The 25304-nt window shown below is 45.2% G+C and carries 23 protein-coding genes and 1 tRNA gene; 13 read left to right on the top strand and 11 right to left on the bottom strand.

Going from position 1 to position 25304, the window contains the following annotated elements; translation table 11 throughout:
- Positions 1-255: 255 nt before the first annotated feature.
- The 3 genes from DXN05_RS05105 (at position 256) to DXN05_RS05095 (ending at position 4906) form a co-directional block, all read left to right on the top strand.
- Complete coding sequence (locus DXN05_RS05105; RefSeq protein ID WP_116846095.1) at positions 256-1557, top strand: sugar MFS transporter; 1302 nt, start codon at positions 256-258, stop codon at positions 1555-1557.
- A 125-nt stretch (positions 1558-1682) separates the two neighbouring features.
- A complete protein-coding gene (locus tag DXN05_RS05100) occupies positions 1683-2420 on the top strand; it encodes a ParA family protein (protein WP_116846094.1) in 738 nt (245 codons plus the stop codon).
- A 20-nt stretch (positions 2421-2440) separates the two neighbouring features.
- The gene (locus DXN05_RS05095; protein ID WP_158559128.1) at positions 2441-4906 is read left to right on the top strand and encodes an AsmA family protein; all 2466 of its coding nucleotides are present in this window, start codon (positions 2441-2443) and stop codon (positions 4904-4906) included.
- 55 nt (positions 4907-4961) lie between these two features.
- On the opposite strand, the gene DXN05_RS05090 is transcribed toward DXN05_RS05095, so the two are convergent.
- The 5 genes from DXN05_RS05090 to DXN05_RS05070 all read right to left on the bottom strand — a co-directional run bounded on the left by DXN05_RS05090 (position 4962) and on the right by DXN05_RS05070 (position 10307).
- Positions 4962-5561 carry a NifU family protein gene (locus DXN05_RS05090; RefSeq protein WP_116846092.1) on the bottom strand — a complete coding sequence of 200 codons (600 nt, stop codon included), beginning with the start codon at positions 5559-5561 and terminating at the stop codon, positions 4962-4964.
- A gap of 241 nt (positions 5562-5802) precedes the next feature.
- A complete protein-coding gene (locus DXN05_RS05085) occupies positions 5803-6402 on the bottom strand; it encodes a carboxymuconolactone decarboxylase family protein (RefSeq protein ID WP_116846406.1) in 600 nt (199 codons plus the stop codon).
- Between the two features lie 74 nt (positions 6403-6476).
- A complete protein-coding gene (locus tag DXN05_RS05080; protein WP_116846091.1) occupies positions 6477-7046 on the bottom strand; it encodes a peroxiredoxin in 570 nt (189 codons plus the stop codon).
- 127 nt (positions 7047-7173) lie between these two features.
- The gene (locus DXN05_RS05075; RefSeq protein ID WP_116846090.1) at positions 7174-7797 is read right to left on the bottom strand and encodes a hypothetical protein; all 624 of its coding nucleotides are present in this window, start codon (positions 7795-7797) and stop codon (positions 7174-7176) included.
- Positions 7798-7955: 158 nt separating this feature from the next.
- Complete coding sequence (locus tag DXN05_RS05070) at positions 7956-10307, bottom strand: ATP-dependent helicase (protein ID WP_116846089.1); 2352 nt, start codon at positions 10305-10307, stop codon at positions 7956-7958.
- 219 nt (positions 10308-10526) lie between these two features.
- Here DXN05_RS05070 and DXN05_RS05060 point away from each other — a divergent pair, with 219 nt between their 5' ends.
- The 4 genes from DXN05_RS05060 to DXN05_RS05045 all read left to right on the top strand — a co-directional run bounded on the left by DXN05_RS05060 (position 10527) and on the right by DXN05_RS05045 (position 13536).
- Complete coding sequence (locus DXN05_RS05060; protein ID WP_116846087.1) at positions 10527-11039, top strand: hypothetical protein; 513 nt, start codon at positions 10527-10529, stop codon at positions 11037-11039.
- Positions 11040-11231: 192 nt separating this feature from the next.
- Positions 11232-12269, top strand: a complete 1038-nt coding sequence (locus DXN05_RS05055) for an alpha/beta hydrolase (RefSeq protein ID WP_116846086.1) — start codon at positions 11232-11234, stop codon at positions 12267-12269.
- A gap of 133 nt (positions 12270-12402) precedes the next feature.
- A complete protein-coding gene (locus DXN05_RS05050) occupies positions 12403-12972 on the top strand; it encodes a carboxymuconolactone decarboxylase family protein (RefSeq protein WP_116846085.1) in 570 nt (189 codons plus the stop codon).
- Between the two features lie 9 nt (positions 12973-12981).
- Positions 12982-13536 (top strand): carboxymuconolactone decarboxylase family protein, encoded by a 555-nt coding sequence (locus DXN05_RS05045; RefSeq protein ID WP_116846084.1) that lies wholly within the window; start codon positions 12982-12984, stop codon positions 13534-13536.
- A 121-nt stretch (positions 13537-13657) separates the two neighbouring features.
- On the opposite strand, the gene DXN05_RS05040 is transcribed toward DXN05_RS05045, so the two are convergent.
- Positions 13658-13728, bottom strand: a tRNA-Gln gene (locus DXN05_RS05040).
- 369 nt (positions 13729-14097) lie between these two features.
- Here DXN05_RS05040 and DXN05_RS05035 point away from each other — a divergent pair.
- From DXN05_RS05035 to DXN05_RS05025, 3 genes are all read left to right on the top strand, one after another.
- Positions 14098-14565 carry an Lrp/AsnC family transcriptional regulator gene (locus DXN05_RS05035; RefSeq protein ID WP_116846083.1) on the top strand — a complete coding sequence of 156 codons (468 nt, stop codon included), beginning with the start codon at positions 14098-14100 and terminating at the stop codon, positions 14563-14565.
- Between the two features lie 6 nt (positions 14566-14571).
- Positions 14572-15543 (top strand): EamA family transporter, encoded by a 972-nt coding sequence (locus DXN05_RS05030; protein ID WP_116846082.1) that lies wholly within the window; start codon positions 14572-14574, stop codon positions 15541-15543.
- Between the two features lie 88 nt (positions 15544-15631).
- Positions 15632-16372, top strand: a complete 741-nt coding sequence (locus DXN05_RS05025; RefSeq protein ID WP_116846405.1) for a DUF72 domain-containing protein — start codon at positions 15632-15634, stop codon at positions 16370-16372.
- Between the two features lie 53 nt (positions 16373-16425).
- Here the strand turns inward: DXN05_RS05025 and DXN05_RS05020 are convergent, their stop codons facing one another.
- From DXN05_RS05020 to DXN05_RS05010, 3 genes are all read right to left on the bottom strand, one after another.
- Positions 16426-16920 (bottom strand): META domain-containing protein, encoded by a 495-nt coding sequence (locus DXN05_RS05020; protein WP_116846081.1) that lies wholly within the window; start codon positions 16918-16920, stop codon positions 16426-16428.
- Positions 16921-16987: 67 nt separating this feature from the next.
- Positions 16988-17983 carry an L-glyceraldehyde 3-phosphate reductase gene (mgrA, locus tag DXN05_RS05015; protein ID WP_116846080.1) on the bottom strand — a complete coding sequence of 332 codons (996 nt, stop codon included), beginning with the start codon at positions 17981-17983 and terminating at the stop codon, positions 16988-16990.
- 95 nt (positions 17984-18078) lie between these two features.
- Positions 18079-18990, bottom strand: a complete 912-nt coding sequence (locus DXN05_RS05010; protein WP_116846079.1) for an OmpA/MotB family protein — start codon at positions 18988-18990, stop codon at positions 18079-18081.
- Positions 18991-19253: 263 nt separating this feature from the next.
- Here DXN05_RS05010 and DXN05_RS05005 point away from each other — a divergent pair, with 263 nt between their 5' ends.
- The 3 genes from DXN05_RS05005 (at position 19254) to corA (ending at position 22444) form a co-directional block, all read left to right on the top strand.
- Entirely contained in the window at positions 19254-20852 is a 1599-nt protein-coding gene (locus DXN05_RS05005; RefSeq protein ID WP_116846078.1) for a Na+/H+ antiporter, read from the top strand.
- A gap of 42 nt (positions 20853-20894) precedes the next feature.
- Positions 20895-21269, top strand: coding sequence for a YccF domain-containing protein (locus DXN05_RS05000; RefSeq protein ID WP_116846077.1), 375 nt, complete (start codon positions 20895-20897; stop codon positions 21267-21269).
- 65 nt (positions 21270-21334) lie between these two features.
- Positions 21335-22444, top strand: coding sequence for a magnesium/cobalt transporter CorA (gene corA, locus DXN05_RS04995; RefSeq protein WP_245975127.1), 1110 nt, complete (start codon positions 21335-21337; stop codon positions 22442-22444).
- Here corA and DXN05_RS04990 read toward each other — a convergent pair.
- Positions 22441-22953, bottom strand: coding sequence for a DUF2480 family protein (locus DXN05_RS04990; protein ID WP_116846076.1), 513 nt, complete (start codon positions 22951-22953; stop codon positions 22441-22443). The two genes, corA and DXN05_RS04990, sit on opposite strands and share 4 nt — an antisense overlap.
- A 151-nt stretch (positions 22954-23104) precedes the next feature.
- Positions 23105-25216, bottom strand: a complete 2112-nt coding sequence (locus tag DXN05_RS04985) for a peptidylprolyl isomerase (protein WP_116846075.1) — start codon at positions 25214-25216, stop codon at positions 23105-23107.
- Positions 25217-25304 lie beyond the last annotated feature (88 nt).

Below are 25304 nucleotides of genomic sequence, written 5' to 3'. Positions count from 1 at the left end.
CAGTCGGATCGTTCATTTTTCAGGCAAGCAAACAATACAAGCAATCGTTAGTTTCGGCGGCAATCATTCCGTTAATGTTTCGTTAACGGATGGCAAAGAAAAGGGCATTTTTTCAGACTAACAAATATTAGTTATTCTTTTTTTATTGGCCGCTTGCTCCGCGGCAATTATCTTCATTACAATTTGCCCCCGGCAGATACTACTGTTAAATGTTCGCCCTGCCCAATTTTCTACAAGCCAAAACCAAACGAGCCAATGTCTACAACTATTGAACTGCAACAAGACGTATTGAAAAACACAACAGCAAAGAAAACACAGCTGGGACCACTGCTGATTATCGGCGCACTGTTCTTTATTTTCGGGTTTATTACCTGGGTGAACGGAACACTGATTCCCTACCTCAAAATTGCCTGCCAGCTACAGTCTGATGTACAGTCGTACCTGGTTGCCACCGCATTTTTTATTGCCTATACTGTTATGGCAGTCCCTTCTTCACTGGTTTTAAGAAAAACAGGTTACAAAAAAGGCATGGCCCTGGGTTTGCTGGTAATGGCCCTTGGCGCCGCTATCTTTATCCCTGCTGCCAAAGCAAGAAGCTTCGATCTTTTTCTCGTTGGCCTGTTCATTATAGGCACTGGTCTTGCCCTGTTGCAAACCGCTTCCAATCCGTATGTTGCTATACTTGGCCCGCACGAAAGTGCTGCCACCCGCATCAGCATTATGGGCATCTGTAATAAAGTGGCAGGCATACTCGCCGGTTTAATATTCGGTTACATCGCTTTAAGTGATGCCGACGGACTGGAGAAAAAATTGCTGCAAATGGACGCCGCTACCCGCGAAGCCACACTCAGCGAGCTGGCCGGGAGGGTGATCAATCCTTATATCATTATCACCATTGCTTTGGTAATACTGGCCGTTGCCGTATTGCGCTCCTCACTTCCCGATATCAATGATGATGGTGCGGATGCCGCAGTGCCCGATCACAACACCGGTAAAACGAGTGTATTCCAGTTCCCGCACCTGGTGCTGGGCGTTATTACTTTGTTTTTGTATGTAGGGGTTGAAGTAATGGCAGGCGATACCATTATCAACTACGGCAAATCACTGGGCATACCGCTTTCAAATGCGCGCTTTTTTACACAGGGCACACTGGCCTGTATGCTGGTGGGTTATGTGATTGGCATTGTTGCCATTCCCAGGTACCTGAGCCAGCAAAAAGCTTTGCAGTATTGTTCCATAGCAGGTGTGGCATTTGCTGTATTGGCCATTGTTACGCAGGGTTATTTGTCTGTGGCGTTTATCGCCTTACTCGGTCTCGCCAATTCATTAATGTGGCCAGCTATTTTTCCGCTGGCCATTCATGGTTTGGGCAGGTTTACCAAAACAGGTTCGGCTTTGCTGATTATGGCCATAGCCGGCGGCGCCGTGTTGCCACTGTTGTACGGCAAACTGGCCGAGGTTTGGGATACACGCCACGCGTATGTTTTGCTGCTGCCCTGTTACCTGTTTATCCTGTTTTATGCAGTGAAAGGGTACAAGGCCGGTTTGCGGCAATAACCGCATTTGTATGCTTCCTTAAACCGGGCAAATGGCTTTAAACCGTTTGCCCGGTTTTTTATTTAAGCCCTGGTTATAAGGTGCTTCGGCCTGCTTTTCGTATATTCCATTATAAAAAATCGGATATGACCTCTCTCGCCTTGTATAATTTGAAGGGTGGCGTAGGAAAAACCGCAGCCACCGTTAACCTGGCTTATCTTGCTGCTGCAGATGGGATGAAGACGCTGGTATGGGATCTTGATCCGCAGGGTGCAGCAAGCTTCTATTTTCATACGGAAACAGCTGTGAAAAATGCAACCCGCAAAATTTTTACAGAAGAACTCGATATCCAGGAAGCTGCTCATGGATCTGAATTTGAGAACCTTTGGGTGATACCCGCAGATCTTTCTGCAAGGCATGCAGATATTATACTGGACGAAGCCAAACAAAGCAAGAAAAGGCTCAGGAACCTGCTCGCGGGTTTAAAATCTTACGACGTTATATTTCTTGATTGTCCGCCCGGCATATCACTGTTGCACGAAAACATATTTCATGCGGCAGACTGGGTGCTGATGCCCAACATACCCACCACTTTATCTATCCGCTCGTACGATACTATTCTCGAATATTTTAAAGACAATGACCTGCATACCGAGAAGATCAAATGTTTCTTCAGCATGGTAGATCACCGTAAAAACCTGCACCACGAAACCGTGCAGCAGTTTTATAAAAACAATGTGTTCTTTAAAAACTATATTCCCTACCTCAGCGATGTGGAAAAAATGGGCGTACACCAGCAACCGCTGTTTGAATATGCGAACAGCAGTTATGCTGCTCAATGCTACCGCGATCTTTGGACCGAAATAAAACGTACCTGCCTGTAATGGCGTCGATAACCAGCAATATGAGAGATTGGCTTCATCATAAAATTGTGCGCGTGACTGCTATTGCACTGCTGGCATTAATGGGGCTGTATGCCTTGCTGTTGCTGGGTTTGCAGCTGTACATCTCAGGCAATAAGGAAAAACTGCTTGCTGAGCTTAACCAGAAACTCACTACCGGCCTAAAAGGTGATGTACACCTGCAGAATGTGCGGGTAAATGTTTGGGCGCATTTTCCCCAGGTAGAAATAACACTGGAAAACTTTACCATTACCGATACCCTGCACCACGTACCCCTGGTGAGCATTGAAAAGATTTTTACACGCGTTGCATTAACCGATGTACTGGGCAAACGCATTAACGTGCGGGCAGTAACACTGAGCAACGGCTTTGTGCATATTGCAACAGACAGTACCGGCTACAGCAACAAATACGCATTAATGCCTGTTAAAAGCAATAATGCAGGCAACAGGAAAAAGGAAGTATTTGTAAAAGAGGTTGAGCTCAATAATATCACTGCCATTTCGGAAGATGCCGTAAAGCAAAAACATTTTGAAATACTCTTTCAGCATGCAACGGCTTCACTGCATAAGAGAGATACGGTAATTGATATTCGCCTGCGCGAAAGAGCCATTTTAAAAGGGCTGGGTTTTAACCTTGCAAAAGGGCAATACCTCCTTAATAAATCTATTGAAGGCCGGTGGGATCTGCACGTAAACACGGCCACTAAAACCATCAGCTTTCCTGCTTCTAAAATTGATATTGACAAACATCCTTTTGAGCTGCAGGGTTCATTTACACTCGATACCGCACAATCGCATTTCAACCTGCTCGTAAAAACAAAACAGGTGGGTTACCGGCAGGCAGGTGAACTGCTTACGGCCAATATACAGCGTGCCTTATTCAGGGTTAACCTGCTGCAGCCCGTAGATGTAACTGCACACATCGAAGGTTCTATGGCATCGGGCACTACGCCGCTGGTAAAGGTAGACTGGGCTACTACCAATAATACGCTGGTAACACCGGCCATTGCTTTCAATACCTGCAGCTTTACCGGTACCTTTTTTAATGAAGATACACTGGGGCAGCCGCGCACAGACGGCAACTCCATCATAACCCTGCACACATTCACCGGCGACTGGGGTGGTATTTTACTGAAAGGCAACAATACCATCGTACGCAACCTGGAACATCCAAACCTGGTATTTGATTTCGCATCTTCATGCAGCTTTCCTGCACTCGACGACAAGTTCGGCCTCCGCACCCTGCGTTTTGTAAAAGGTAATGCCCGGTTGCAACTCCAGTATAATGGCCCGCTGGTAGCCGATGCTTCTGCCATGGAAAACCTGAGCGGTAAGCTGGTGCTGCAAAACGGCGAAGTGCATTACGAACCACGCAACCTCACTTTCAGCAACTGCAATGGCGAAATCACTTTCTCTGATAATGATGTGGAAGTAAAAAAGCTGCAATGCAATATTGGTTCCAGCAAATTCACAGTGGCCATACAGGGCAACGATATCGGGCGCATGGCTTCTTCAGACCCCGGTAAATCGAGCCTGCTGTGTTATGTATATTCCGATTCGCTGAACCTCAAAGATTTTAAATCGCTGTTCGGCAAACCACAGGGCGGTATTGAACGCAAAAAAAGCAAGCAAAACCTGGCCAGGGCAGCTTTCCGGTTCGATCAGTTGCTCGAAAGAGGCACTTTCCTGCTGAACATAAAAGCCGCCTATATCAGGCTGAACCAGTTTACCGCAACCAACCTGGACGGCACCATGTCGTTTAAACACAATTTCTGGCAAATGCAAAATGCAACCGTGCAGCATGCGGGTGGCAATGTTTCTTTAAAAGGAAATGTTCGGCAAACCGGTAATGCAGAGCATGTGCTCGACATTAATACACGCCTGCAGAATGTAGACGTGCGCAAACTGTTTTATGCATTTGAAAACTTCGGATTGTCTGGCCTGAGCTATCAAAACCTGCAAGGCACCATGGATATGACTGCCAATGTTAGCCTGGGTGTGAATTACAAAAGTGCACTTATCCCCAATTCAGTGAACGGCAACATCTTTTTTTCACTGAAAGACGGCGCACTCATCAATTTCGAGCCTATACGGCGTATTCAGCAGTATGTGTTTAAAGACCGTGACCTGCGCAATATTCATTTTGCTGAATTAACCGACAGCCTGCTGATTAAAGAAGACGAGATAACCATCAAACGCATGGAAGTACAATCCACTGCACTAACCCTGTTTGTAGAAGGCTTGTACAGCATGAAAGGCAATACTGATATCAGCATCCAGGTGCCGCTCAGCAATTTTGTGGAACAGAAAGATTTACATGAAAAACCCAAAAACCAGGGAGTAGACCGTAAGGTGGGCCCCAGTGTATACCTGCGCGCAAAAACCGATCTCAAGGGAAATATCAAAATCGGGCTCGACCTGTTCAAGAAACTCCGCAGGAAAGACAGGGACAAAAATAAAACCTGACAACCGGGAGGCCGTCAGGTTTTGCTGTTATTGTTGTATTCAGGTGAGATACTACTTATTCTGCTTCTGCCACAACTTCTTTTACTTCAGGTATCATGCGTTTCATCATGCCTTCAATACCTGCTTTCAAAGTGATCATGGAAGAAGGACATCCGCTGCAGCTGCCCTGTAACATCAGATTTACCACACCATCGTCGTAGCTTTTGAACTGGATAGCGCCGCCATCCATTTCAACTGCAGGTTTTACATAATTGTCGAGCAGTTCTTTAATGCGTTTAACCACATCATCATCATCTGCCGCAACTGTGTTTGTTGCTTCCTGTTTTACTTTGGCAACTTCATCTTCATTCACTACCACACCGCCGTTTTCGAGGTAATCTTTCAAAAACTGCTTAATGGTGGGTATCACGTCCTGCCAGTCTTCTGTATCGCTGGTTTTGGTAAGCGTTACAAAGTTGCTGGCAATAAACACGCTTTTTATAAAAGGGAAACTGAACAGCTCTTTCGCAAGGGGAGAAGGGCCGGCCAGTGTTTCATCTGCAAAATCAATGCTTTTACCCGGGTACAGTAATTTATTCGCCACAAACTTCATGGTTTCTGGATTGGGCGTCATTTCTGTATAAATGCTGATAACGGGATTTCCTGTTTGAATCATAACACAACAATTTACCTTATTACAAAGGTAACAATCCCGGCGAAATAGCAATGCGTAAGAATAACTGCATCTGCCATCCAATTGCAATTTTTTCGCTAATCGAAACCCTTCCCTTCCTGAAACCCCGTGGAACGTTTGTCACGGTTATCATATTGTATATATTACTAATGCAATGGCCGGTAGCTGCAAAACAAAAAAGCCGTCTTCACAGGCGGCTTTTACTATTGTTAACAAACAATGATTAACTCAATACAGTGATCAGTCCTTTTATCACCGCACCCAGTTTTACCGCTTCAAATACGCGGCTTTCACTGCTGTTGTGTTGTAAAACAGACTGTTCGTGCGAGGTTACGCACATTTCGCAGCCATTGATCGATGAAACTACCAGGCTCAGCAGTTCAAAAAACTCTTTCCCCAGCACCGGGTTCATCATAATGCTCATTTTAATACCTGCCGGCTGGTTGGTATAAAAATCTTTCTGCATAAAATGGCGGAAACGGTAAAACACATTGTTGGTGTTCATCAGCGAAGTGGCGGCAATTACTTCGGCAATTTCTGCTGCGGTAGCGCCTGCTTCGGTAGCCAGGGTGGTAAACGCCTCTTTCAGCACATCGAATTTTTCGTTTACTGCAACCGATAAAGCCAGCAGTAAAGATTCTTTGCGGTTAAGGTATTGCGCGTTGTTAAGCACATTACCCACATTTATTTTGAGGTCTTTAATATAACGCGCATCTACTGCCAGTAAAGCCTGTGCATTGGCAGAAGGTGTGTAGTCTGTTAACTTCAGGTCATTGACCAGGTTAACAAAGGTTTCATTTTGTATTGCTACAGATTCACTCATGATAATGGTATTTAGCACAACGGCAGGAGTAAAACCCTGCCGTTGTTGTATAATGCAAAATATAAACTGATGGCTTAGTTCAGTGCGAGCTGGCTGGTGAGGGTTTCTTCACCTTTGCTCCAGTTACAGGGGCAAAGCTCATCTGTTTGCAGGGCATCCAGTACACGGATAACTTCCTGTACGCTGCGGCCTACGTTCAGGTCATACACGCTTACCCAACGTACAATACCCTGTGGATCGATGATGAAGGTTGCACGGTAAGCAATTTTTTCTTCTGCGTCAAGAATGCCCAGTTCTTCAGCCAGTGATTTTGAAGTATCGGCCAGCATAGGGAATTTCAGGTCGCGCAGGTCAGCGTGATCCCTTCTCCATGCAGCGTGTACAAATTCAGAATCGGTAGAAGCGCCAATTAAAACCGCATCACGGTCTACAAAGTCGCTGTGTTTTTTGTTGAATTCAGCAATTTCCGTAGGACATACGAAGGTGAAATCTTTAGGCCACCAGAACATTACCGTCCATTTGCCTTTAGCTGCTGCGTACTCGTTTGTGATGTCGATAAACTCTTTGCCTTTTTCGATAGATACTACTGCTTTCTTTTTGAATGCAGGAAACGCGTTTCCAATTGATAATACTCGGTTGCTCATATGTGATTGTTTTTACAATATTGATTAATAACAGAGGCAGTGCAAAAGTGCATTATAATCAACATTTAAAAAATCGCATTTATCTATGCCGTGATAGATTTTACCTATCAGATTTTAAAAACCATTATCAATAATTCCAGCGCTGCATGCGTGTATTGTTGAGGTTGCTCCATGTTAATTCAAGCAGGTAAAACTGGCGTGGTGTACCGGGCAGGTTCTGCAATACATATTGCACGGTAACCGCTTCCAGCTTGCCTTTCCCGTTTTTCTGCTTGGTATAGGTATAACCAAAACCGCTGATGTCGTTGCTCTTTATTTTTATACCGCGCTCGTAGGGATACGTTTGCTGGATGTTTTTGCGCAGTGCTTCAAGATTGGTATTTAATTCATCAAACTGGTCTTTCGAAAACTCGGCAGATACATATACTTTAAACAGCTTGTTGTCTGCAAAACTGATACGTAATGTTCTTGTATGTCCCTGGAAGCAGGCACTTGAATCAAGTGTATAGGTCATCGTTTCAACTAAAATGGAATCCTGCGTGGCCGGTATATACTCGGGCTTAATACTGTTCGATACTGTGTTTACCAGCGTCACCCGGTATGCTTGCTTTAATTCCCCGATAACCGTGTTTTTATCCTCGCCCGGGTGAACGGAAAAAAGTAAACTGAAATTACAGGTTGAAGATGCCGTCTGCTGTGCAAACAACCTTCCGCACAACAAAAGCGCGGCTACCAGGGTGTACCATTTCATAGAAATAAGTTTTCCTTTAATATACAACTATTTAAGGGAAAAGCAAGCCCACTGCGTATCCTGGCGCATACTTATGCATGAAAGAATAAAATAAATACCTATGTAACGGTTACATCTTAAAAAGGAAAGCCCCGGAAATATTTCCGGGGCTGCCAGCTCTATTCAACAATACGCAGCTTCGCGTAATTAAGCATGATTTTCTTTTCACCGTTTGTTTTAAACAGCACTGTGGCAATAGGGTTGTGCGATGATCCCTCCATTTTTACCACTTCGCCAAAACCAAACTTCTGGTGTTCTACTTTCTGGCCAGCCTGCAGGTTGCTGGTATCGCTCGGTATAAAATCGGCAGAAGGTTTATGCTCCACCACTTTTGATGCAGGCGGCTGAACCGGCAGGTAGGTGGGTTTTGCAGTTTCCTTTTTCTTTGACGGCGGCGGACCATACATTCTTTCCGCAGCAGCGGCATCGTTACCAAACCCACGGTGCATGCGTTCAAATGCAGAACCCTGGTTACTCATGCCACCCTGGTTGCGTGCACCGCCACCGGCATAACTTTTATCAATGTACTCTTCCGGCATTTCATCCAAAAAGCGGCTGGGCTCATTTTGCACCAGGTTGCCAAAACGGTAACGTGCATTGGCATAACTCAGCCACAGCTTGTGTTTGGCACGTGTTACCGCTACATAAAACAACCTGCGTTCTTCTTCCAGTTCTTCCCGTGTATTAATACTCATGCCGCTGGGGAAAATTGATTCTTCCACACCACCAACAAATACAACCGGGAACTCCAGTCCTTTTGCTGCGTGAATGGTCATCAGTTTTACCACATCGGCGTCTTCCTTTTCATTGTCTGCATCGGTAAGCAGGGTAATTTGCTGCAGGTAAACACCCAGCGTTTTATCGCCTACTTCGCCATCATCGTTGCTGGGGCTTTCCGTCCATTCTTTAATAGAGTTCAGCAACTCCTGCACGTTCTCGTATCGCGCAAGTCCTTCGGTAGTTTTATCACTGAACAGCTCTTTTACCAGGTTGGTGTGTTTGCCTACCTGCACCGCTACATCGTATGCATTTTTATCTGCCAGCATGCTCTGGAAATAGCGTATCATGGTAACAAAATTCTGGATGGCTTCCAGCGTTCCGGCTTTATAGCCAAATTCAGCAGCCCGGTTCAGCACTTCCCATAACGTAATCTGCTGCTCGTTGGCAACAATCACGGCACGCTCAATGGTTGTTTTACCAATGCCGCGAACAGGGTAGTTGATAATACGTTTCAGCGCTTCTTCATCACGCGTATTGGCAGTTACACGCAGGTAAGCGATCATGTCTTTGATCTCCTTACGCTGGTAGAAGCTGAGACCCCCGTAAATTTTGTAGGCAATTCCCATACGGCGCAGGCTTTCCTCGAACGCGCGGCTCTGGGCATTGGTACGGTATAAAATAGCGAAGTCCCTGTTATAATAATGATAGCGCAGTTTCTGCTCCTGGATGGTGTCTGCCACAAAACGGCCTTCCTCGTTATCGGTCATTGTGCGCACCAGGCGAATTTTATCGCCGCCGTCATTTTCAGTCCACAGGTCTTTTGGTATCTGCCCCTTGTTATTCTTGATTACCTCGTTGGCTACATGCAGAATGCTTTTGGTGCTGCGGTAATTCTGCTCCAGCTTAATCACCTTTACATCATCATAGTCTTTCTGAAACTGCAGGATGTTTTCAATGGTAGCCCCGCGGAAGCTGTAAATACTCTGCGCATCATCACCCACCACACAAATATTTTCATTGGCTGCTGCCAGCAGTTTGGTGATCTCGTACTGTACCGGGTTGGTATCCTGGTACTCATCAATCATAATGTACTTAAACTTGTGTTGAAAGCGGTGCAGTACTTCAGGAAAGTTTTTAAGCAGGTCGTGCATTTTCAGCAGCAGGTCATCAAAATCCATCGCGCCGTTTTTAAAGCAGCGCGCTGCATAAGCCTGGTATATCTGTGCAATGGCCGGGCGGTTAGAGCGCATGTCTTCCTGCTGAATGGCACTGTCCATTGCATACTCTGCCGGACCAACCAATGCGTTCTTCGCCTGTGAAATACGGCTTTGCACCACGTTGGGTTTATAATGTTTATCGTCGAGGTTCAGTTCGTTGATCACGGTTTTAATGACCGAACGGCTGTCATCCCCGTCATAAATGGTAAAGCTGTTGGGATACCCGATACGGTGTGCTTCTCCACGCAGAATGCGTGCAAACACACTGTGAAAAGTACCGATATACAGGTTGCGTGCTTCATTGTTGCCGAGCATTTTGGTAATACGCTCTTTCATTTCTGCCGCAGCCTTATTCGTAAACGTAAGCGCGAGTATATTAAAGGCATCAACGCCATTGGCCAACAGGTAAGCAATGCGGGTGGTGAGTACTTTGGTTTTGCCACTGCCTGCGCCGGCTACAATCATCAACGGGCCTTTCATATGCATGGCCGCAGCCATTTGCTGTTCATTCAATCCCTTCAGGTAATCTTGCATGGCCGCAATTTACACAAGTTTCCGTTTTCAATACCCCGGCTGCCCCTGCGGAAGTTTTCAACATTGCGGCAGGCTGTTCAAAATCAATGCTGTATATAAAATTGATAGTCAGGTTAATGTGCGCTTATCAATCCGGTTTTTTCACCATATGTGTTTTTTACCTATCTTGTTGCAGATTTCAACCTGCGGGCTCAAACGCAACCACTAAATCCAATATATATGAACGCCCCCTTACTCAACAAGGTACGCCGGTTAACCACTACCTGCAATTGGCTGATATTTTCCCAAAGCATTTACCTGGTATGGATGTTCGCCGAATTAATGAACAACGGCTCCAACACACCTGCACTTATGTATGCCATGGTACTCGTTTTCCTGGTTGTATTTTTTTACAAATTCAAAAAAAGCCTGCGCCATTTCGCCTTTGGTAATAAAGACCAGGAAGAAGCCCATCTTTCCAGCATTTTTATGTTTGTAGCGCTTATCCTCTTCGGTGTGCAGCTTATTATGTCCGTTTTTATTGTTACCGGCAAAGGACAGGAAAATGTGCTTGCTTATATTCATGAAGTACAATCCGGCCAGCTCTTCTCCGTTACACTGGGCAAGGCCTTTTTATATTTCCTTTTACCCATGAACACCGTTGGTGCGGGTTCACAGTTTTTTATCCGATTATACCGGCTTAACAAAACCCAGCAGGCAGGCTTTGAAACCAACCTGCAGGTAACAGCTTAGTTTATTTCTCCGAAAAAAATACAAAGGCCATCCGGTAACGGGTGGCCTTTTTGCTGTTGGTAATAATCCCTGCACAATGCGCCTGTAGTGGTAAAAAGTACAATACAAAGGCAGGGATGTGCATTGAACGCGCGTTCTAACAGGTATAGCTTTGTGTTATCAAAATGATCGGAACATCAAAAAGATAACAAGATGAAAACTGCAATCTTAAAATCAGCTACCATTCTCTCAGCCCTCGTTTTTTCGCTTACTACAGGTAATGCACAGGCGTCTACTGACAGTGATCCCAATTTACACACACGCATAAAATCATTCCTGCATGTTTTAAATTCATCAGGTGCAAAGCCGCTCGAAACATTGTCTCCCAAAGATGCACGAGCAGTATTAACCGGCGCACAGTCTTCCGTTAAGGTTGACCTTTCCGGTATAGAAGAATCAGAAAAAACCATCACACAGGATGGTCTTACTATAAAATTAAATATCGTTCGCCCCGCAGGTGTAAAAGGTGCACTGCCCGTGTTTATGTACTTCCACGGTGGCGGATGGATACTGGGTGATTTTTTTACACATGAACGCCTGGTGCGCGACCTGGTTGTAAATTCAGGAGCAGAAGCCGTGTTTGTAAACTACACACCCTCACCAGAAGCACAATATCCTGTTGCCATTAACCAGGCTTATGCAGCAACCAAATGGGTAGCCGAACATGGTAAAGAAATTAATGCAGACAGCAAACGCCTTGCAGTAGCCGGTAACAGCGTTGGCGGTAACATGGCAGCCGTTGTTGCATTGATGGCAAAAGATAAAAAAGGACCGGAAATAAAACTCCAGGTATTGTTATGGCCTGTTACCAATGCAAACTTCGATACTGAATCTTACCTCAAGTTTGCCAGCGACCGCTTTTTAACCAGGAACATGATGATCTGGTTCTGGAACAGCTACCTGCCCGATGCCAGCAAACGCAGCGATATTTATGCATCGCCTTTACAGGCTACCAAAGAACAGCTGGCAGGCTTGCCACCAGCCCTGGTACAGGTTGCTGAAAACGATGTACTGCACGATGAAGGCGTAGCCTATGGCCGTAAAATGGATGCAGCCGGTGTGGATGTTACCATCTCCGATTACAAAGGTTTAATACACGATTACGGTCTGCTGAACCCCATTGCTACCGTACCTGCCGTACAATCTGCCATGCTGCAGGCAGGTGCACAGCTCAAAAAATTTTTATTCTAAATAAAGAATCCGTTTGTTTGAATTTGAGAAGTGTAAGGTAAGTAAAACGTCTCCCCGCAGGGGAGGCGTTTTTGTTTTACCACCCTATTTGTTTATATTGTTAAGCATTTTTTTGCTAACAAACCACACGATTATGCCACACATTGCCTTGCCCGAAGGATATCCCGGTATCCGCAGCCTGTTTATGTACAATCCCGAAACAGCCAAGCCACTCAACGACCTTGTACAAACCTTGTTACACGAGGTAGCTACCTCTACACTCACACCCGGCGAGCGCGAACTCATTGCCACCTACACATCCAGCCTGAACGAATGTACATACTGCGCCTCTACCCATGGCGCAATTGCCAAATACCAGCTGGGTGGTAATGCACAGCTGGTGCAGGAGGTTATAAACGACCCTTCCACTGCCCACATAAGCGACAAAATGAAAGCGCTGTTGAAAATTGCTGCCAAAGTACAGCACAATGGTAAAAGTGTAACAGAAGCAGACATTGCACTGGCACGCGGGCAGGGCGCTACCGACCGCGAAATTCACGACACGGTTTTAATTGCAGCCGCTTTTTGTATGTTTAACCGTTATGTTGACGGGCTGGCCACCTGGGCGCCCGATGATGCTGCCGTGTACGATGCCATCGGCAAACAGCGCGCCACAGAAGGTTATCATACCAAACCATTCAAAGTACAAGGTGAACAAGTTTAATGCAGCGCTATGCCATACATTACTTTGAAAGAAAACCTGCCCGGCATCACCGGCCTGCTCGATTACAGGCAAGATACTGCACTGCCTATCCGCCAGCTTACACAGATTTTATTGCGCGGTGAATCTACCTTGTCAGAAGGAGAGCGGGAACTCATTGCAACTGTTGTATCCAATGGCAATGCCTGCAGGTTTTGTACTGCAGCGCATACGGCTGCAGCTGATCTGTACCTCGAAGATGCTGCTATTGCCCGGCAGGTGAAAAACAATATTGCCACAGCTTCTGTAAGCGACAAAATGAAAGCATTGCTCACCATTGCAGCAGCCGTTCAAAAAAGCGGGAGGGAAGTAACACCTGCCATGGTGCAAACTGCAAAAAATGAAGGTGCCACAGATAAAGAGCTGCACGATACCGTGCTTATTGCCGCTCTTTTTAGTTTGTACAACCGGTATGTTGATGGGCTTGCAACGGTTACCCCCGAAGAACCAGCCTTTTATCATCGCCTTGCAAACATTTTACAGCAAAAAGGATACATGCCTTCAGAAGACAGGTATGCTACGCTATAAATAAAACGGGTAACCACTTTACAACAGTTACCCGTTTGTTTTACCAAATGGCGTGTGCCACACATTGAATAATTGTAATGAAAAATCCCGTCAGTATTATTGACGGGATTCTTATTTTCTGTTGCCTGACCTGGATTCGAACCAAGACACTCAGATCCAGAGACTGATGTACTACCCTTATACTATCAGGCAATCCTTTTTTGTGGGGCACAAATATAGCAACTCTTTAAATTCCACAATCACTTTGTACTTTCTTTTTTCCCTGCCGTTGTTAAAATCACTTAACAACACTGTTTATCATTCCTGCTAAAAGCCCAGTCACTGCATTAAACCACCATTTGTAACGTCAGAAAAATAAATGAACGCAAATAATACATTTCCTTCTCCAAAAAATTTTCGTTCCCCTTCTTTCCTCAAAGAAGATCCCCACGCTTCACTATTCACCTTTTCTACCGCACAACTGTCTTTTTTCACCCGCTTTTACTGAACAATGTTCGCCGTTCATCCATTTTTTTAGAATTTTCATTCGTTTCCCACTAGTTTTACAGAAAATTCAACGGCATGGAATTGGTGCTTGACAAAACAGATCTCCAGATTCTTGACCTGATGCAATGCAATGCACGCATGTCGAATGCCGACCTGGCAAGGGAATTAAGCATGGCACCGTCTGCCGTGCTCGAGCGGGTAAAAAAGCTGGAACAAAAACAGGTCATCCTTCAATACAATACCCGGCTTAATGCACAGGCCCTGCAACTAAAACTGCTGGCGTTCATCTATATCAAAACATCGGAAGGTATGGGTTGTGGCCAAACCGGTAAAGAGCTTGCCAAAATACCCGAAGTGCAGGAAGTGCACAGCATTGCCGGGGAAGATTGTTTTCTCGCCAAAGTACGCGTGGCCGATGCGGCAGCATTGATGCACCTCATGCGTAATTCCATGGCACAGATAAAGGACATTGTATCTACCAAAACAACGATTGTATTGGAAACAGTGAAAGAAGAAACACAATTGGTTATTCCTAAAACTTAACACTTCATGCTTACAGAAAATCCACGTCCTGTTGCACCCAAACTGCTGGTAATACTGGCATTTGCCACCGTGTACATTGTTTGGGGCTCTACCTATTTCTTTATCCGTATAGCGGTAGCACACATTCCCGCTATGCTTATGGCAGCCATGCGTTTTACCACTGCCGGCCTGCTGCTGCTGGGCTGGTGCGCCATTAAGGGAGAAAAATTATTTGTTGCAGAAAACATTAAACCTGCTATCATAAGCGGCCTGCTGTTATTGTTTATTGGTAACGGTGCCGTGGTATGGGTTGAGCAATATTTAACCAGTTCACTGGTAGCAGTACTGGTATCGGCCTGTCCGCTCTGGTTTGTACTGCTTGATAAGCCTTTGTGGAAAGAAAATTTCTCCAACCGTTTTACCATCAGCGGCCTGCTGGTTGGTTTTGTGGGTGTGCTGTTGTTGTTTGGCGAACGCCTGCTGCATTCAGACGGCACGGCAACACCTTACCAGGTTCCCTGTTTAATTATCTTATTGTTCAGCACCATGAGCTGGAGCGGCGGCTCACTGTACTCGCGTTATTTTTCCAAAGGCCCCGGCACAGTAAACACTGCATGGCAAATGCTTGCCGCAGGTATTGCTTTTATTATATGCGCAGCATTTTCGGGCGAAACCAAACACTTCGACTGGCAGGCTGTTCCTGCAAAAGCATGGCTGGCGGTAACCTACCTTATTGTAATGGGCTCTCTCGCTGCATACAGCGCTTATGTTTGGCTGCTGCAGGTACGCCCTTCCACACAGGTAAGTACCTATGCGTATGTTAACCCGGTTGTGGCTGTATTGCTGGGTATATTTTTCGCAGATGAACACATGAGCCTGGTACAACTTGCCGGCCTCGTAATTATTTTGGTGAGTGTGCTGCTTATTAATCTCAACAAATACCGCCAGGCAGCTGCGGCACGTAAATCAGTGCGGCAGGGAAGTTTGGCCAAGGCATAAAACAAATTATGGTGCTTTATTTAAAGGGCGGCTGTTGCAGCAGTTGCCCTTTTTTTATGCGTGGCAGGCATATTGTATCTGCTTCTTTATGCGCAAGGGCAATCTACATATCGGTACATCGGGGTGGAGTTATAAACACTGGAAAGGATTATTCTATCCCGATAAAATGAAGCCCACAGACTGGCTGTTGTTTTACGCGCAAACCTTTGGTGTTACGGAAATCAATACCAGCTTTTACAGCCTGCCAAAACCAGCGGCAGTAGACGGCTGGCTAAACAAAACACCAGCGCACTTTTTATTTTGCCCCAAAATGAGCCGTTATCTCACACACATGAAACACCTGCACGATCCCGAAGTACCCCTGCAGCGTTTCTTTGATGTGTTTGACAGGATGCAATCTAAAATGGGGCCGGTACTGCTCCAGTTACCGCCGTCTCTACGCTTCAATCCAGCCATATGCGAGAACCTGTTTTCCCTCCTTAAAAAACAATATCACCAATACGATTTTGCCCTGGAAGTAAGGCACGAAAGCTGGTTGCAGCAGGAGAGTATCAGTTTAATGAAGCACTACCATATCGCTTTCGTGGTAGCGCAGTCTGGCAAAGGGTTTCCCTATGCGGAATATAGCACAGCCAAACACATGTATATCCGGTTTCATGGGCCCGAAGGCTTGTATAATTCTGCTTACACCGGTAAGCAGCTGCAGTATTTTGCAGCACACATAAAAGAATGGCGTAATAGCGGGCATAACGTGTGGGCATTTTTCAACAACGACATTTCCGGTTACGCTATTGAAAATGCCAGGCAACTGCTCACCCTATTGCAATAAAAAGCTATTCCGGCCCTAAGGCACAGAATAGCTTTTAGTACAATCATGTTGTACTATGCTTTTTTAAGCGGCGTTGTTATTTTCCTGCTCCATTTAAACAACACGGCATCATTTTCATACAACCACAACTCGGTACCCGATAATTTAAACCGGTTTACCCTGAACAAATTATCCAGGAATGCTTTTTCGTTGTAACCAATGCAAGCCATACGCGTGGTAATCACCTGTTTGTTAAAAACGATGCTGTCACCGGCTTTTACATAGGTGCCGCGCATAACGTTACAACCTGTGTTACCTGAAAATGCATTTACTGCCACATCAAACCGAATGGCAGGCAGCTTGCCCGCAGCACTGTCTGATGCCAGTTGCGGAACCAGGTACCATTCACCTGCAATAGAGGTATCTGTTGCTGCGGCGGTATCTTTCATTTGTCCTGATGTTGGTGTTGCAGCTGTTGCCTGCCCTGCAACGGGCGATTTACTTCCCGGCGAAGCATTATGGCAGGCGGTTGCCAGTATAAGGCAACCTATTACAATGATATATTTCATAGATCTTGTTTTTGGCTAAGGAAACCGGTTCAATTTCCCTGCCACTCCCTGCTTTTACCGGTATTGATTAAGCTGCCAGCAGAATTTTTTCAATTGCTGCCAGTTCAGATTCGCTGAAATCTGTTTTTTTCAGGCTATCCAGGCAATCTGCCAGTTGCTGTGTTTTGCTCACACCAATCAGCACAGAGGTAATCCGCTTGTCTTTTAATATCCAGGCCAGTGCCATTTGTGCCAGTGTTTGGCCACGTTGCTGTGCCAGCTTGTTCAGCTCCTGTATCTGCTGCAGTTTCTCAGGCGTAATCTGGCTTTCCTGTAAAAACCCATGGCTTTTGGCTGCCCTCGAATCGGCCGGAATGCCTTTCAGGTATTTGTCGGTAAGCATGCCTTGTGCCAGTGGTGAAAAAGGAATACAACCTACACCTTCTTTTTCCAGCAGGTCAAGTAAACCGTCATCTTCTATCCAACGCTCAAACATGGAATATTTGGGCTGGTGTATTAAACAGGGTGTACCTAATGAACGCAGTATCTGCAGGGCTTTGGTGGCTTCGGCCGTGCGGTAGTTGGATAAACCGACATACAGTGCCTTTCCCTGCCGCACAATTAAATCCAGTGCTGTCATGGTTTCTTCCAGCGGTGTTTCAGGGTCAGGGCGGTGATGATAAAAAATATCCACGTATTCCAGCTTCATGCGTTTCAGGCTCTGGTCAAGACTTGATACGAGGTATTTTTTTGAACCCCAGTCGCCATACGGACCATCCCACATAGTATAACCCGCCTTGGTAGAAATAATCAGCTCATCGCGGTAGCTGCTGAAATCCTGGTGCAGTATGCGGCCAAAATTTTCTTCGGCAGAGCCGGGAGGGGGGCCATAGTTGTTTGCAAGGTCAAAATGCGTAATGCCATTGTCAAATGCAAGGCGCAGCATGTTGCGGCAGTTCTCCTGCACATCCACATCGCCGAAATTATGCCACAGGCCCAGTGAAATAGCCGGCAGCTTCAGGCCGCTTCGTCCGCAGCGGCGGTATGCTATCTGGTTATAACGGTCAGCGTTTGCTTGATACATGAATACAAATTTTCCTAAATGTAAGTGCTGTTGTCCAAACAAAAAAAGTCCCGCGGCCAGGCCGGGGGACTTTCATTATAATATAACCCTTGAAATTATTTCTGCGGTGGGGGTACGGGCTGTGATCCGCCGGCTTCCGGTTTTTCAAGCAGCTTAAAGAACTGGTCAAGTTCAGGCAGAATAACAATTCTTGTTCTGCGGTTGGCTGCTTTACCTTCCGGTGTATCGTTAGCGCTAACGGGTACAAACTCGCTGCGGCCTGCTGCTGTCATGCGTGCAGGTGTAATGCCATAATGGTTCTGCAGCTCACGTACTACTGCTGTTGCACGTTTCACACTCAGGTCCCAGTTGTCAACCAGTACACCGCGGCTAAACGGAACATTGTCTGTATGGCCTTCTACCATAAATTCAATGTTGGGCTGGTTGTTCAGTACTGCTGCTACCTTACCCAATACATTTTTAGCCGCATCGGTTATATCGTAGCTGCCGCTTTTAAACAAAAGCTTGTCAGATATATCAATGTAAACAACACCTTTATCCACTTTGATGTTAATGTCCTGGTCGTTCAGGTTACCAATAGCGCCTTTCAGGTTCATCACCAGTGCCATGTTCAATGAATCTTTACGTGCAATGGCACCTTGCAAATCTTTGATATAGGCATCCTTTGCACCGATATTTTCCAGAGATTTCTGGATGCTGGCAGCCTGCGATCCTGAAATAACTGACAGATCTTTTAACTGACCCAATATCTGGTTGTTGTTTTGTTTCAGCATGTCAACCTGGTCGTTCATGCTTTCAACTTTGTGCTGGTATGAAGATGCCCTGCGTGCATAGGCATCGGCAGAATCTTTTGAATCTTGCTCGCATTTGCGAAGTTTACCCTGAAGCTCAAGATAGGCGCCGTTTAGCTGGCCATACCTTGCTTCTGCTTCATGTAATTTTTTAGGGCTGACACATGCAAATAAAAGGGTTGAAGATAGTGCCGCCAGAATGAGCTGTTGTTTCATATTTACTGAATTTACTTACAAAAAAGTATTTCAACGGTTAAACCGCTGTACCTTATATATGGTTGTAGGTATCTATAGAATAATTGTGCCAATTTTTTTAATTATCCATTGCACCTGCATCACAGACAATGTGGCGGGTTAACAAAATATTTTATTTTTATTATCTGTAAATCCTTATTTATGAAATAGAAATTCAGTAGTCTGCGCGTTTTAAATACATTAATTTAAATTCATTTATTCACCTTTGTTTTTATCTTTCCGCCATGCTCGAAAACACGCTGTTACTCATCATTTCATTACTTTTTGTAGTATCCATGCTGGCGATGCTCAGTGAAAAGCTGCGTATTTCATATCCTATTTTACTGGTACTTGCAGGGCTGGGCATTAGCTTAATTCCCAATATCCCGCACGTATCTTTAAGTCCTGATATTGTATTTATTATCTTTTTACCACCCTTGTTATATGCCGCTGCATGGAATACTTCCTGGAATGATTTCTGGCGATACAAGCGGCCCATCTTTATGCTGGCATTTGTGCTGGTATTATTTACTGCCACAACCATCGCGTTTGTAGCGCATGCCATTATTCCCGACTTTTCACTGGCACTTGGCTTTTTGCTTGGTGGCATTGTTTCACCGCCCGATGCTATTGCAGCCACAACTGTTTTGCAGGGTTTAAAAATTCCGAAAAGAATTACCACCATACTTGAAGGCGAAAGCCTTATTAATGATGCATCCAGCCTGATCGTTTTCCGTTTTGCACTGGCCACCGTTTTTACAGGGCAGTTTGTATTGTGGCAGGCAGAAGTGAATTTCTTTACGGTATCGCTTGGCGGTATTGCTGCAGGGTTACTGCTGGGTAATGTTATTTATCTTGTTCACCGGTTTTTACCCACCACACCCGCAATTGATACGGCCATTACTTTAATATCGCCTTATTTAATGTATATCGCTGCCGAGCATTTTCATTGTTCGGGTGTGCTTGCCGTAGTGGCCGGCGGTTTGTTTTCTTCTTTCTGTTCACACCGTGTATTCAACTATAGTACCCGTTTACAGTCTACCAGTGTATGGAGCACACTGGTGTTTTTGCTCAATGGTATTGTGTTTATCCTAATTGGGTTACAGCTGCCCGATATCATCAAAAGCCTCGAAGGTTATTCTATTACAGCTGTTATCGGCTATGCAGTAATTATCAGTTTGCTTACTATTGTTATCCGCATTATCTGGGTATTCCCCGGCGCCTATTTACCAAGAATATTCAGCAAACGCGTTCGCGCTGTAGAAGAGCGGCCATCCTGGAAATCGGTTTTCATTGTTGCATGGAGTGGCATGCGTGGCGTGGTATCACTGGCTTCGGCTTTATCTATACCACTTACCCTGAACAATGGCCAGAGTTTTCCACACCGCAACCTGATACTGTTTATTACTTTTATCGTGATACTGGTTACACTGGTACTGCAGGGCTTAAGTCTTTCCTTCCTGGTAAAGTTGATGAATGTGGAAGAAGAAGCCGGCGATAGTGAAAGCCAGCAGCAGAAAGCCATCCGCCTGCGCATGGCCACAGCTGTAATGGATTTTATTGAATCGGAATATGCGGATGATGTTGCCAAGATTGATGCTTTTAACCGTGTGAAAGGCCGCTACGCGCGTATGATTGAAATAGCCAACAAAAATTTACTCGACGATGAAAACAAGGATAACACACCCGCGTTCCTGCCCCGTTACCGTACTTTTTTGTTAGAAATTGTAGCCATTCGCAGGAAAGAACTCGATAGCATGCGCCACGAAAAAAGATATTCAGATGAATTGCTACGCAATACAGAATTGGAGCTTGACCTGGAAGAAGCCAGGCTGCGCAGGTAATCAAAACCATTTAAAAACCAACATACCAAAACTACTGTTACTATGAAAATTCTCGGCAATTTAATCTGGCTCATCTTCGGGGGATTGTGGTCGGCACTGGGTTATGTGGTGGGCGGACTTGTTTTGTGCATCACCATTATCGGTATTCCCTTCGGTTTGCAATGCTTTAAAATTGCGGGCCTGGTATTATGGCCTTTCGGCAAAAAAGTTGTCACAACCAATGGTAGCGGCGGTTGTCTCAGTTTGCTGTTTAATATTATCTGGCTTTTTTGCGGCGGGTTTTATACAGCAATAATTCACCTGCTTTTTGCGTTTTTGCTCGCGATCACTATTATCGGTATTCCCTTTGCCATGCAGCACCTGAAACTGGTAGAACTGTCGCTGATGCCGTTTGGAAAAGATATCCGGTACGAGTAATACCAAGCTGTCTTAATTTTACGGTAACTGCCTGCCGGCAGCAGTTTTAAAAACAGTATGCAGTTATGAACATGCCTGTTAACAAGTATCTTAATCTGATTCGTCCGTTAATTAATACCAAACGAACCAAGGAAATTCTGCTGGTTAACCCTACCATTATCCCGGTAAGGCAGGAAGCGGAAAAAACCGTTATCTCCATTTTTGATTATAACGGAACAGAACTGAAAGAATTTGCTGTTCAGCACATTGTTGACTGCTTCGAATGTAAAGACAACAATCACATTACCTGGATAAACATTGAAGGCTTACGCAAGCAGGATGTGGAAAGCATTGGCCAGCATTTTGGCATTCACTACCTGCTGGTAGAAGATATACTGAGCATTGGCCAACGCCCCAAAGTAGACGAGATTGACGGCATATTGTTCTGCCTGCTCAATATGTTATACTTTAATGAAGAAACCAGTTCGGTAGAAACAGAGCAGATAAGCATTGCGCTCGGCAAAGGTTTTTTAATCAGCTTCCAGGAAGATGCAGACCGCGATGTGTTCGATACGCTGCGTGCAAGACTGCGTGTGGCAAATACCAAGCTGCGGCAAAGCGGTGCAGATTATCTCTGTTACTCGCTGCTCGATATGATTGTTGACCATTATTACCTGGTACTCGAAAAACTGGGAGAACGTATTGAATTGCTTGAAGAAGACATTGCACGTTTCAACGACAGCCGTTCGCTGGCCCGTATTAATAACATGCGCAAGGAAATGATTGTGCTGAAACGCAATGTGGCGCCGGTTCGCGATATGGTCAGCAATATTATACGCAGTGAAAGTGAACTGTTGCAGGAGAGTACCACAAAATATTTTAAAGATGTGTACGATCACATTATGCAGGCGAATGAACTGGTAGAAAGCTACCGCGATATGATGACCAGCCTGCAGGATCTTTACCTGAATAAGGTGAACCTCAAAATGAACGAGGTAATGAAGGTGCTTGCCATTGTTACTTGTCTGCTCGCGCCCGCAACAGTTATCGGTGGCATCTTCGGTATGAATTTCGACATCATTCCGCTCACGCACCAGCGAAAGGGTTTTTACATCGCTGTTATCTTAATGATCATTATCCCCATTGGTATGCTGGTAATGTTTAAAAAACGCGGCTGGTTTAAACAGTCTGTTTAAGGCTTCTTTTTAAAAATGGGCACTGTGCTGCAAGGTTCGCCATACATAATGCTTTTGGCAAAGGGGCGCAGTATATTGGTTATTTCAAGATACGCGGCTTCTGGCACCTGCACATCGGCACAGCCTTTTACCACAATGCGTTTGTCGGTATAGTCTTCACCTTTCAGCACCGAAAGATTTTTGACAAATAGCGTATTCAGCAGGCTTTTCGCATCGCCGTACGCTACATATTTCGCAACAGGCTGCAGGTAAGTGGTTACCAGCATGTACGACCACAGCGGAACAATGGCTCCCTGGGCACTGCAGGTTACTGCCACATTTTTGCCGCGGTATACTTCCCAGTCAAGCCCCTGCAATGATGCCCTGAAATCTTTTTCCTTCAGCATCATACCCATAAACAGGTGGTCTTTAATATCAAACACCACAATCTCTTCTTTCGGGTAATATTCCTCCAGGTCAAGGGTAATTAACCCGCTTTCTGCTATTTTATTTACAATCTGTTCCTGCATACGCAAATTTACCAACTATTTTCAACCCCGGCCACCCCGGCATGCCGGGTTAAGCAGCAGTACTGTTAATTTTCCGCAATCCGAAAAAACAGGGGGTAAACAAAAAGACCGCCCTTGCGGGGCGGCCTTTTCAAATATGCTGGTAAAACGACTAATAGAATTTAGAACGGTTGTCTTTTACGTCAGCCGCTTTACGCAGTGCGTCCAGTGCGCGGTAACCGATCTGCGCTTTCATGTTGGCTTCCAGTGAACGGCGCTGATCTTCAGGGGTGCCGCCAGACTGGCTTGCGCTGATACCTTCGCTTTTCACAGCAAATACACCGGTTGAACCTGCAATTGGTTCAGAAGCTTTCGCACTCAGTGCTTTGTTGAAAGCTGCGCCCACAATTTTAGGCTCGCTGCCCAAACCTGCAATAAATGGTGTTCTGAAAGAAACGCTATCTGCACGCTGTACAGTTGTACCTGCACTCTGTGCATAAGCCTCCAGGGTACTGCCTTTAAATTTGCTATCAATCAGCTGTTTGGCTTTTTTCTCGTTTTTCAGGATGTTTTCCACCAGCGGACGTGCTGCGCTTGCAGAAAGCAGGCCGGCTTTATTCACATTATTAACCATGGCTACAACATAGCGCTCGCCAATTTCGGTAGGAGCAGAAATATCACCCTGGTTATTTTCAAAAATCCATTTTACAAAAGAGCGGTTGTTACCCAATGTAGCTACCTGGAAATCATTTTCCCTGATCTCAGGAGAAAGGGCAGGAGATTTACCCAGTTTGGTGGCCGCTTCTTCAAATTGCTTTTTGTCTTTTACACTGGCGGCAAATTGCTGGGCAGCTGTGTTTGCTGCGCTGACTGTTTCCTGGCTGGCAACAATCGGTTTTGCGATGTAAGCAATCTGGTAGGCTTCCTGTTTATTTTTCTGTTCGAGTACTTCTATATAATGGTAACCTGAATAAGAAGCGTTTTCAACTTTCACCACTTTCCTGTCGCCCGTGTTGCCATAAAAAGCAACATCAGCAAATTCTTTTGACAGGTTGCCGTATTGTGTAGAGCTGAATGTGTATTCACCTTTGGTGCTTTTGCTTCCCGGGTCATCAGAATATTTCTGTACCATGGCATCAAAGTCAGCACCGTTTCTTACAGCCAGTTCAATGCTGTCAATTCTTTTCTTGGCAATGCTATCGCTCAGTACCTGCTGGCCACCCTGGTCAGCTACCTTCACTAATATGTGGCGCACTTTTACAGAATCGGGAATAACACGGCGTGCAACCATTTTAGCAATTACAAAGTTCTGGCCGTCTGCATAAGGACCAAATACCTGGCCATCGCCTAAATGCATCAGCGTATCGGCGTTTGGCATTTTCATATTAACCTTTGTTACAAAACCATCGTAGTAAGGCAGTTCAGAACCTTTGGCGGCAATAAAAGATTTGGCATCTGCGGTTGCAGCAAATTCAGGTTTCAGTGTATTCAGCTGGCTGATCACTGCAGCGCTGTCTGCACCATTCGCAGAAGCATCGAAGCTAACAAAAGCAATCGTTCTTGTTTCTTCTTCCTGCTCAAACTGGCTGGCGTTCTTTTTTACATAAGCGCTGATTTCATCGTCGCTTACTTTAACAGTGCTGTCGCTTACTGAGCTGTAAGGGACATATACATAAGATATGTTGGCAATAGAGCTGTTATCCACATTTAATTTCTGTGACATCCATTTCGGAACATATACTGCCTGTGAAATAAGGCTGGTATATTTCATACGCACCGTCTGGTCGATAGTAGGCTGGATGTACGCTTCATAAAAAGCAGCAACCTGTGGGTTGTTCTTCTGTTTTTTAATCTGCGCAAAAGTTGATTTCGCAACATCTATTTTATATTCACCGGTCTGCGGATCGGTGAACTGCTGTTTCATCCAGGCAGGAGGATTATCACCAAATAATATGTCGTTTAATTCTTTGCCGTTAAACACAAGACCCAGTTTATCTTCTTCCTGTTTCAGGATAGTTTCTTCCACCATGAACTGCCAAACGTTTGGCATCAGTTGTTCACGGGGCGGTGCCTGCTGGCCCTGCATCTGTGTAATCATATCCATCTTGGCTTCAAAATCTTTCTTGTCGATTTTTTCGCCGTTTACTTTACCAACAGTAGTGCCGTTGGAAAACAGTGAGCCTCTGTGAACAGAAGCATCCTGTACAATAAAAATGACCAGTGCAGCTGCAATCGTGCCGAACACCCATTTTTGCTTATCCTGAATCCTTTGGATTAGTGACATATTATAGTATAAGGTTTATAAGAAGATGGCAAAAATAGGGGAATCTGGCATTTGAACAAATTGTGGATAACAGCTAAAATTTAAGCAG

Origin of the sequence: Deminuibacter soli, from assembly GCF_003412455.1 — a bacterium.
Lineage (GTDB): Bacteria > Bacteroidota > Bacteroidia > Chitinophagales > Chitinophagaceae > Deminuibacter > Deminuibacter soli.
The sequence above is the reverse complement of the archived record's forward strand: the minus strand, read 5'-3'. Positions and strand labels throughout refer to the sequence as shown.

Excerpts from the sequence above, each read along its gene's own strand:
- DXN05_RS05095 (WP_158559128.1), top strand. The coding sequence starts at position 2,441 with ATGAGAGATTGGCTTCATCATAAAATTGTGCGCGTGACTGCTATTGCA.
- DXN05_RS05035 (WP_116846083.1), top strand. The coding sequence starts at position 14,098 with ATGGAATTGGTGCTTGACAAAACAGATCTCCAGATTCTTGACCTGATG.
- DXN05_RS05000 (WP_116846077.1), top strand. The coding sequence starts at position 20,895 with ATGAAAATTCTCGGCAATTTAATCTGGCTCATCTTCGGGGGATTGTGG.
- DXN05_RS05085 (WP_116846406.1), bottom strand. The coding sequence starts at position 6,402 with ATGAGTGAATCTGTAGCAATACAAAATGAAACCTTTGTTAACCTGGTC.
- DXN05_RS05045 (WP_116846084.1), top strand. The coding sequence starts at position 12,982 with ATGCCATACATTACTTTGAAAGAAAACCTGCCCGGCATCACCGGCCTG.
- DXN05_RS05025 (WP_116846405.1), top strand. The coding sequence starts at position 15,632 with ATGCGCAAGGGCAATCTACATATCGGTACATCGGGGTGGAGTTATAAA.
- DXN05_RS05105 (WP_116846095.1), top strand. The coding sequence starts at position 256 with ATGTCTACAACTATTGAACTGCAACAAGACGTATTGAAAAACACAACA.
- DXN05_RS05050 (WP_116846085.1), top strand. The coding sequence starts at position 12,403 with ATGCCACACATTGCCTTGCCCGAAGGATATCCCGGTATCCGCAGCCTG.
- DXN05_RS05070 (WP_116846089.1), bottom strand. The coding sequence starts at position 10,307 with ATGCAAGATTACCTGAAGGGATTGAATGAACAGCAAATGGCTGCGGCC.
- DXN05_RS04990 (WP_116846076.1), bottom strand. The coding sequence starts at position 22,953 with ATGCAGGAACAGATTGTAAATAAAATAGCAGAAAGCGGGTTAATTACC.
- DXN05_RS05010 (WP_116846079.1), bottom strand. The coding sequence starts at position 18,990 with ATGAAACAACAGCTCATTCTGGCGGCACTATCTTCAACCCTTTTATTT.
- DXN05_RS05090 (WP_116846092.1), bottom strand. The coding sequence starts at position 5,561 with ATGATTCAAACAGGAAATCCCGTTATCAGCATTTATACAGAAATGACG.
- DXN05_RS05080 (WP_116846091.1), bottom strand. The coding sequence starts at position 7,046 with ATGAGCAACCGAGTATTATCAATTGGAAACGCGTTTCCTGCATTCAAA.
- DXN05_RS05075 (WP_116846090.1), bottom strand. The coding sequence starts at position 7,797 with ATGAAATGGTACACCCTGGTAGCCGCGCTTTTGTTGTGCGGAAGGTTG.
- DXN05_RS05005 (WP_116846078.1), top strand. The coding sequence starts at position 19,254 with ATGCTCGAAAACACGCTGTTACTCATCATTTCATTACTTTTTGTAGTA.
- DXN05_RS05060 (WP_116846087.1), top strand. The coding sequence starts at position 10,527 with ATGAACGCCCCCTTACTCAACAAGGTACGCCGGTTAACCACTACCTGC.
- DXN05_RS04985 (WP_116846075.1), bottom strand. The coding sequence starts at position 25,216 with ATGTCACTAATCCAAAGGATTCAGGATAAGCAAAAATGGGTGTTCGGC.
- DXN05_RS05030 (WP_116846082.1), top strand. The coding sequence starts at position 14,572 with ATGCTTACAGAAAATCCACGTCCTGTTGCACCCAAACTGCTGGTAATA.
- DXN05_RS05055 (WP_116846086.1), top strand. The coding sequence starts at position 11,232 with ATGAAAACTGCAATCTTAAAATCAGCTACCATTCTCTCAGCCCTCGTT.
- DXN05_RS05100 (WP_116846094.1), top strand. The coding sequence starts at position 1,683 with ATGACCTCTCTCGCCTTGTATAATTTGAAGGGTGGCGTAGGAAAAACC.
- corA (WP_245975127.1), top strand. The coding sequence starts at position 21,335 with ATGAACATGCCTGTTAACAAGTATCTTAATCTGATTCGTCCGTTAATT.
- mgrA (WP_116846080.1), bottom strand. The coding sequence starts at position 17,983 with ATGTATCAAGCAAACGCTGACCGTTATAACCAGATAGCATACCGCCGC.
- DXN05_RS05020 (WP_116846081.1), bottom strand. The coding sequence starts at position 16,920 with ATGAAATATATCATTGTAATAGGTTGCCTTATACTGGCAACCGCCTGC.